Genomic DNA, 6485 nt, shown 5'->3' with positions numbered 1-6485 from the left:
TTCTTATATATCAATTACATATAAATATTAAATTGTAATAAAACACTCAATTTATCTCGACATTTTGCCACGTTTAATACGAAAAACATCAATTTCAATAAATTTGAACTCCATCACAACCAAAACATTCAACATTATCAAAGCCGGACTATTTTCTAGACTAACGGCCAGTCGAATTCCGCTTCAGGGAAAAACGAAAGGTCAGGTTGTTGGTATTCTTCTTTTACTTGTTCCGGTTGGGCAAATGTCTTGTCCCAACCCTCAAAATTCAGCCAATTCATATCATCCGCAGGCACTCGGCTCACTTCGACCAGTTGCGCTGGGCGTTTATTGCCGTGTTCGTCTACCTCCGCAGGGCGGATTTGAATGCTTGTCTCATTATCAATTCGAACTGAGCTGCCTTTTAATAAGGCAGAAACCGAAAAAGCACCCATATTTGGTGGGCTATTCGCCACTATTTCATTTGGGCTTAACAATCTAGTTAGCTGATCGCAGACCTGTACCTCATCGAGCTCCGTACAGTTATTGACAGAACTCCGAGAGGAGCCAGAGGCTCCAAAAGCGGTCGCTTCGCTCCCAAGAGCGCACGCTTTAGCTTCATCGTTAACCTTTGATTTCTTCTGAATCGTCCAAACTTTGGTGCGTGTTTTGATGGTTTCTTCTGGTGTAGTGAAGCCCTCAATTTTGCGAACATCTTCGCCATGAGGTGAAGCGAACGGTAGTACTTCATAAGAGTTCACGATCAGTAAATCTTCACGCTTAACGAATGGGCCACCTTGCCCCATGATGTAACCTTGCCAGTTACCATGGTCAGCAGCTTTTAAAGTGTCTGTGATGCTTGCGTCTTCGGTCTTCATGCGTGACTGGTAGCTATCACCAATCACTTTCATTAACTCTTCATTGGTAATCAGCTTGCTAGGTTTAATAGGCCCAACAAGATCACGCTGAAGCATTGAGTAAATAGTGAGTAGGTCGACACGCTCTTGCATGAAGAGGTATTCCATAAACGCTTTTTTGTTCTGGTTAGCGAAGCGGCGTAGTTCACGGTAAGTCGTGACTGGCGCACCACCGAAGAACTGAAACTGGCGAATGTTCCAACGGCTTTTCCAAGCACTAACATTCTTCGCCATGTCTTTTACTGGCTTGCCTGTTTCGTCCGAGATCTCCCCGTCCATTGCAAAGCCGTCAATGTTCTTTGAAATGTATTTGGCGATATAGCCCGTTGCAGTACCTTTCTCTGGGTCAATAAAACCAAAGTCACAACGTGGGCGGTAATCTAGCGGCCCAACGTAAGCACATTTGCGGAACGGCTTTTTCTTCTCTTTCTCAAGTTCTGGGTGCAGTTCGCCACGGTCTTCTTGCGTGGCGTAAGAAATGAAGATGTCACGCACTTGCATCACGTCTTCTGGTTTTACCCAGATAAGCAAATGCCAGTGTGGTGTGCCGTCATGGTGTGGCTCAGCGACACGAACACCAAACCAACGGATTTCATCACGACCTAGTTTGGCGCGGATTCGCTGCCAAACGTTGTTTAGGTAAGATTGCGCATCACGTGGACTTGCACCATTCCAGTGACCAATAAAGCCGCCTTTCTTGTACGAGTTGTGATACTTAGATGGAGTGGTCAACGTTAAGAACAGACCTTGCAAACCCAGCTCGTTGCCAATGTCTTCACAACCACGGCAACGCACCATTAATTCATGACGACGAATTGCAGGGTTAGACACGCTTTTCAATACCATTGGAGCCAGATCCGTCACTTCTTCGGTTTCTTCATCAAACAGTTCACACTGCTTAATGAATTCCCAATTTTTGGTCTGCTGCTCTCGGTGCTCGCGAATGCAATCCCATGAAGCATAAGGAGAGGCTTTTGAAGAAACTTGCCCCATTGCAATGGCAAGATGCTCGCGCATGATTTTGCGAATCTTCTTTAAGCGGTTACACCACCACTTCTCGCTAATCATCTTTGAAATATCTTGCAGTGCTGATAGCTCAGATTGGTCTTTGTACTTTCTCGGAGGCTTCACTCCAAAAGAGCTAGCTACAAATTCAGCCACTTGCTCATAGGTGAACACCGCCGCCATTTCAGTACCTAGATCTGTTTTCGCATGGTACTTGCTCGCTTCTATCATTCTAAAGCGGTCAACAATATTGGAGATATTAAAAGCCATGTCGCGTAGTTCTGTTTGCTCAAGCTCTGCCAGTAATCGGCTTTTAACTGGCTTGCGGTTACGCTCTGCCTTCTCAAAGTCAAAGTAAGCTTGGCTGTTGTTAGCTAAGTCGCTTTGGTCAGTGCTTTCATTATCTTCACTGAGCAAAGCAACCTTTTGGGTTGTCGGTAACTTTTTGTATTTGCGTAAAACCATCAGCGCACGTTCAGCGGCTGGCCCCATACGTTCACGCAAAAATATGTTGGCATCTTTACGACCTTTCTTTTCGAACACTGAAACGTAACGAGTAACAAAGTACTTGGTTAGGTAATCCGGTAGATCTTTAATTCTTTCTCGCGCCCATTCGAAGTCTTCTGGATTCGCTTCAAATATTTTGCGTTCAGTGACACTCATGCCTTCAGGTTCACGATCAAACACCGGACGTTCTGCCGAAATTTCTACCGTCTTAGGCTTTTGCGGATAAACGTGCAAATGCCCCCATTGCTGACAAGCGATGGAGGCTGCACGTTTTTGTTCAGTGGTAAATGTGATTTTCTCGGCCATTAAGACTTAATGCCTTCAGAAGTCCAACCGTGAATGTCTTTCAAGGTTCCTAGAACTTTTGCATTGGTTTCACCTGCCAGCAGACCTTTGATAGTGTGCTGGCACCCACTACAACCACAGAAATCACCACCGCATTCACACTGTTCTTCTGAGTTATGACGAGCCGCTGTGAAAGGTTTAAGTTTCAAGCAGTCTTGGCAAAGCACTTGTTTTGGTTCGCTCATGCCGCCACCTCATGACCAACAGAAACGATATGGCTTAGCCCTTGAGGAATATCGAAGCGGTTGCCGTTATCCCAGATAAACCAAGCGTATTCACACGAATCTGAACCGCCGCCCACAAAGCGAGGACGAGGAACGATGATTGGACACTTTGGCGGAAAGCCGATTTCAAACCAGAAAGGCAAACGCTTCTTAGAGCCTAAATAGTTAACACGCTGCAGGTATGCCATTGTCCCATCTGGGGCTAACTCACTTAGGCTTTTGCGAATGAACTCCTCCGTTAGTGAAAACGGAGGGTTAGTGATGATCACGTCTTGGGTACCGAAATCAGTTGTTAGGTAATCAATACCTTTTTCGATTTCAGCAAATGACTTTTGGCTTTGTGGCAAAGCTATCTTGTCGAAGATTGCACCAGTACCGTAACAAGGTTCTAAAAACTTGTCGGTTGGGCGAACGGTTAACTTTGATAGCAATGCGTCGACAACTTCTGGCGGCGTTGGGTACAGCTCACGAGGTTGCACTTTTCCGGTAGTTGAACTCATGCTGCCACCTCATCAAATGCAGTTCCGCAGAAAGGGCAATTAGACATTTTGAAGCCGTTTTCTAGCTTCTTTTTGTTCTTCATTGGCTCATTATTTTTCTTTAGTGGGCGGTACTCTGTTTCCACATAAAGAGCTACAGGTGCAGACTCTTTACCATCAAGAAAGAACACACGGTTTTTCCATTCTACTTTTAAAGAGCCCTCAACCATTGGAGTGTCTTTTAGTTGCTCAGTAGCTGCGTCCTTAACTCTCGCAAGCATTTCATCAAAACAATTGCACATATCAGTTAGCCTCCACGTTTGTTTCGGCTTCTTCACGCGCTTCCGCGATCAGGTCAATCAGTTTGTCTTCTAATCTCAATAACTGGCCTAGAACCGTTTCGTTGTCCTTTGAAAATCTGACATCAAACTCAACACTCTCGTGAAGCAAACATGGCACATTTCGATAGTTGTACTTTTTCATATCACCAAGCTTATAAACTTGGACGGACACATCTTCGATACTCGTAACATTCACATGAATTTGGATCACATCACTATTGACTAGTGCTAGATTCACAATCGTATTGATCACATCCGACTCTTGTCTTTTCGATACCTGTTCAAGAATGCTCTTGGCTTCATCTTCTAACGCTTCTGGGGAAATCACTGTTAAAAAATCGCCTTGGTGTGGCTTAGGCAATAGAGTGCTGAACGCATAACAAACACGGCGTTGGCTAATCAACATTGCATCATGCATTTGGCGAGTTTGAGCCATGCGCTCTTTTGTTTCTTCATTCAGCTTTGTGGCAATAGCTTGCGCTTCTCTTGCCATTCTCAAAGCTTCGTTTGCTTCTAAATTAATATCACTCATCTTCTATGCTCCTACGCTAAGACGAAAAAAAGCCCCCTTTCAGGGGCAAGGCTGGCTAGGTGATTAATTCACGTTGCAAATATCGGAGTGTTTCAAGCGGCGGACATCGCCCACTTTGCGGTCAAACTTCAACACCATTTCTTTTAAAAGCTGCATACCAGAACGGACTTTCTGCAGTTCTAAATCATCAAATGAATCGAATGAACGGTTATAGTCTTTCGCTGGCATACCACCTGCGATCAGGATTAACCCACGGCTGCGATCACTCATTTCGTCATACATCTTGCGAAGCTTTTGACGCTTTGCGCCTTTATCGAAAAGCGACTTACACGCAGCAATACTTTCTAGTGCGCTTGGCGTACTTACTTGATGAACAGGCGGTTGTAGGTCTTGTTTATTGGCTAACTGACTCATGGTGTTTTCTCTCCTCTTCTTGGCTCAAGCTGTTTAGGCTAAGCCGGGGATAGGCGCACCATTAGCCAAAAAGTCTGTGCCCATTTGTACAAGTGGGTGCAAGCCTGTGGTGCGGTGTTCAAGGTCATTGATTAGCAAAACCAAGTTGCCTAAAGCAGCTTGTGCCTTGGCTAGTGTTTTGCGTTTGGTAGATCGCGGTAAACGCTCTGCGGTGCACATGGCTAACGCATCGCTAGAAAGCTCACCAGAATGAGTGTTTAGCTGTAGAACTCGTTCAAGCAGGTTCAGATCATCTTCTGCTTTTGGTAGTGGGATAGTGACCACCCCATCATCTGCAAATAACGTATTTACGATTGAGTAATCGCCAGAAACACGGCTGATAGAAGCAAGCACAACAGGTTTAAGCACGTGCGGTTGGTTTGGGTTCAGCATGTTGCGAAGCATTGTGCCGTTAAGTTCAAGCTTTCGGGCTATCGCTTCAACATCGTGATTGACGACAAAATCACAACAAGCCGCATCAAAAGTTTGTTGTTTGCGTTCACGTAATACACACATTGAGTTATTTGCGTCCATAACTAATACTCAATTGAAGAAGAACGGTACGAAAACGAAAGCCCAGCCAATTACTTCTAGCCATACTGGGCATTTGTTCGGGTATTTATCTTCCCAAGACTCACTCATTGCATCTTGCTGGGTGAGTTTGGTTTTAGGTGGGATAGCGAACTTCATACTTGTTGCGCCGCTAGCTTTTCCATGTACTTCACCATGTTGACCATAATCAGGCCCTTGGTGTCTTGTTTTGGAACTACAGGAATGTTGCCAAGGTCTTTCTGACGGTCGAACGTAGATGAGGACATGCCAGTGCGACGTAAAAATTCTTTTTTTGTGCAGATAGGCGCATCAATTGCTATTTGTAGAGTTGCCATAAGTGGTATCCTACTTGTTTGAGTGTATTTGATGGTAATTGAGTGATATTGGTTAACCATCATTTCGTATGAGATAAACTTACGATCAAATTCTTTCATTTGCAAGATTTTAAAATAAGAAATTATTTTCAGATCTCATTTAAAGCGTTTTTAGGTCCAGTTTGTCATTTAAGTGAAAGCAGGCTTGTTATATGAGCAGACTAAAAGCAAAAGTCCCTCCATTTGAGTATTTGAAAGGGCGAGAATTTACAAAAAAGCTAAAAGAAGTGACTGGATGTAAGACATATGAGCTTATGAGTGACTACTACGGCATACCAAGTTCTACATTCTCGACTTGGCATCATCACGATCGAACAGGGTTTGAACTTATTGTCAGAGAACATCTGAAATCTGGAGCTTCTGTTAGATACCTTGCTTTAGGTGAGGGCCAGCCATTTGATGACGAACAAGTCCCTGCTGACTCCATCAAAATTAATTCAATAGTAAATGGTCAATTAGAAGAAAGAGGATCGCTTTCTTTGGACTCTCTTACACTGGATGGTTACGGACTGAAAGCTAGCAAGACAATTATCGTAGATCATGATGGACAGCGATGCTTTATCAACTCAGAAGAAACTCATGCCACATCAGGTCGCTATCTGATTCAAATTGACGGTGCTCATTCAATAAATCATGTTCAGCGACTGCCCGGTAAAAAGCTTGCTATCAGTTTCGGCAACTCAACTATTGAAGTATCAGAAGAAGACATAAACGTGCTTGGTCGAGTAACCATGAGCATGAACAAAGAATAATAATTTTGTTAATTGGCTAGGAGGG

General features: G+C 44.1%; 10 protein-coding genes. 1 reads left to right on the top strand and 9 read right to left on the bottom strand.

All coding sequences use genetic code 11. The features are described 5' to 3' along the window. Positions 1 to 155: 155 nt before the first annotated feature. From AB4329_RS09090 to AB4329_RS09050, 9 genes are all read right to left on the bottom strand, one after another. Positions 156 to 2714: a replication endonuclease gene (locus AB4329_RS09090; RefSeq protein WP_372138093.1), complete on the bottom strand. Its 2559-nt coding sequence runs from the start codon at positions 2712 to 2714 to the stop codon at positions 156 to 158. Further along, positions 2714 to 2938, bottom strand: coding sequence for a hypothetical protein (locus tag AB4329_RS09085; protein ID WP_029837883.1), 225 nt, complete (start codon positions 2936 to 2938; stop codon positions 2714 to 2716). Before AB4329_RS09085 ends, AB4329_RS09090 begins: the two co-directional genes overlap by 1 nt. Then, a complete protein-coding gene (locus tag AB4329_RS09080) occupies positions 2935 to 3477 on the bottom strand; it encodes a DNA methyltransferase (RefSeq protein ID WP_029837881.1) in 543 nt (180 codons plus the stop codon). Before AB4329_RS09080 ends, AB4329_RS09085 begins: the two co-directional genes overlap by 4 nt. Continuing rightward, positions 3474 to 3758 (bottom strand): hypothetical protein, encoded by a 285-nt coding sequence (locus AB4329_RS09075; protein ID WP_372138092.1) that lies wholly within the window; start codon positions 3756 to 3758, stop codon positions 3474 to 3476. Before AB4329_RS09075 ends, AB4329_RS09080 begins: the two co-directional genes overlap by 4 nt. A gap of 1 nt (position 3759) precedes the next feature. After that, positions 3760 to 4329 (bottom strand): hypothetical protein, encoded by a 570-nt coding sequence (locus AB4329_RS09070; RefSeq protein ID WP_372138090.1) that lies wholly within the window; start codon positions 4327 to 4329, stop codon positions 3760 to 3762. A 63-nt stretch (positions 4330 to 4392) separates the two neighbouring features. Next, positions 4393 to 4743 (bottom strand): hypothetical protein, encoded by a 351-nt coding sequence (locus AB4329_RS09065; RefSeq protein WP_222782458.1) that lies wholly within the window; start codon positions 4741 to 4743, stop codon positions 4393 to 4395. 33 nt (positions 4744 to 4776) lie between these two features. After that, a complete protein-coding gene (locus AB4329_RS09060; RefSeq protein ID WP_372138089.1) occupies positions 4777 to 5316 on the bottom strand; it encodes a phage regulatory CII family protein in 540 nt (179 codons plus the stop codon). Between the two features lie 9 nt (positions 5317 to 5325). Continuing rightward, entirely contained in the window at positions 5326 to 5472 is a 147-nt protein-coding gene (locus AB4329_RS09055) for a hypothetical protein (protein WP_372138088.1), read from the bottom strand. Beyond that, positions 5469 to 5669: a hypothetical protein gene (locus tag AB4329_RS09050; RefSeq protein ID WP_029856908.1), complete on the bottom strand. Its 201-nt coding sequence runs from the start codon at positions 5667 to 5669 to the stop codon at positions 5469 to 5471. Before AB4329_RS09050 ends, AB4329_RS09055 begins: the two co-directional genes overlap by 4 nt. A 191-nt stretch (positions 5670 to 5860) precedes the next feature. On the opposite strand from AB4329_RS09050, the gene AB4329_RS09045 reads away from it, so the two are divergent. Beyond that, entirely contained in the window at positions 5861 to 6460 is a 600-nt protein-coding gene (locus AB4329_RS09045; RefSeq protein WP_372138086.1) for a helix-turn-helix domain-containing protein, read from the top strand. Positions 6461 to 6485 lie beyond the last annotated feature (25 nt).

The organism is Vibrio sp. 10N.261.54.A5, assembly GCF_041471145.1.
Classification (GTDB): domain Bacteria; phylum Pseudomonadota; class Gammaproteobacteria; order Enterobacterales; family Vibrionaceae; genus Vibrio; species Vibrio crassostreae_C.
Note: the sequence above shows the minus strand (reverse complement) of the source record. Positions and strands in the feature narration are given on the sequence as shown.

What these genes read in the sequence shown, in the direction of transcription:
- AB4329_RS09050 (WP_029856908.1), bottom strand. Translation starts at nt 5,669, where the DNA reads ATGGCAACTCTACAAATAGCAATTGATGCGCCTATCTGCACAAAAAAA.
- AB4329_RS09055 (WP_372138088.1), bottom strand. Translation starts at nt 5,472, where the DNA reads ATGAAGTTCGCTATCCCACCTAAAACCAAACTCACCCAGCAAGATGCA.
- AB4329_RS09085 (WP_029837883.1), bottom strand. Translation starts at nt 2,938, where the DNA reads ATGAGCGAACCAAAACAAGTGCTTTGCCAAGACTGCTTGAAACTTAAA.
- AB4329_RS09075 (WP_372138092.1), bottom strand. Translation starts at nt 3,758, where the DNA reads ATGTGCAATTGTTTTGATGAAATGCTTGCGAGAGTTAAGGACGCAGCT.
- AB4329_RS09090 (WP_372138093.1), bottom strand. Translation starts at nt 2,714, where the DNA reads ATGGCCGAGAAAATCACATTTACCACTGAACAAAAACGTGCAGCCTCC.
- AB4329_RS09065 (WP_222782458.1), bottom strand. Translation starts at nt 4,743, where the DNA reads ATGAGTCAGTTAGCCAATAAACAAGACCTACAACCGCCTGTTCATCAA.
- AB4329_RS09045 (WP_372138086.1), top strand. Translation starts at nt 5,861, where the DNA reads ATGAGCAGACTAAAAGCAAAAGTCCCTCCATTTGAGTATTTGAAAGGG.
- AB4329_RS09060 (WP_372138089.1), bottom strand. Translation starts at nt 5,316, where the DNA reads ATGGACGCAAATAACTCAATGTGTGTATTACGTGAACGCAAACAACAA.
- AB4329_RS09080 (WP_029837881.1), bottom strand. Translation starts at nt 3,477, where the DNA reads ATGAGTTCAACTACCGGAAAAGTGCAACCTCGTGAGCTGTACCCAACG.
- AB4329_RS09070 (WP_372138090.1), bottom strand. Translation starts at nt 4,329, where the DNA reads ATGAGTGATATTAATTTAGAAGCAAACGAAGCTTTGAGAATGGCAAGA.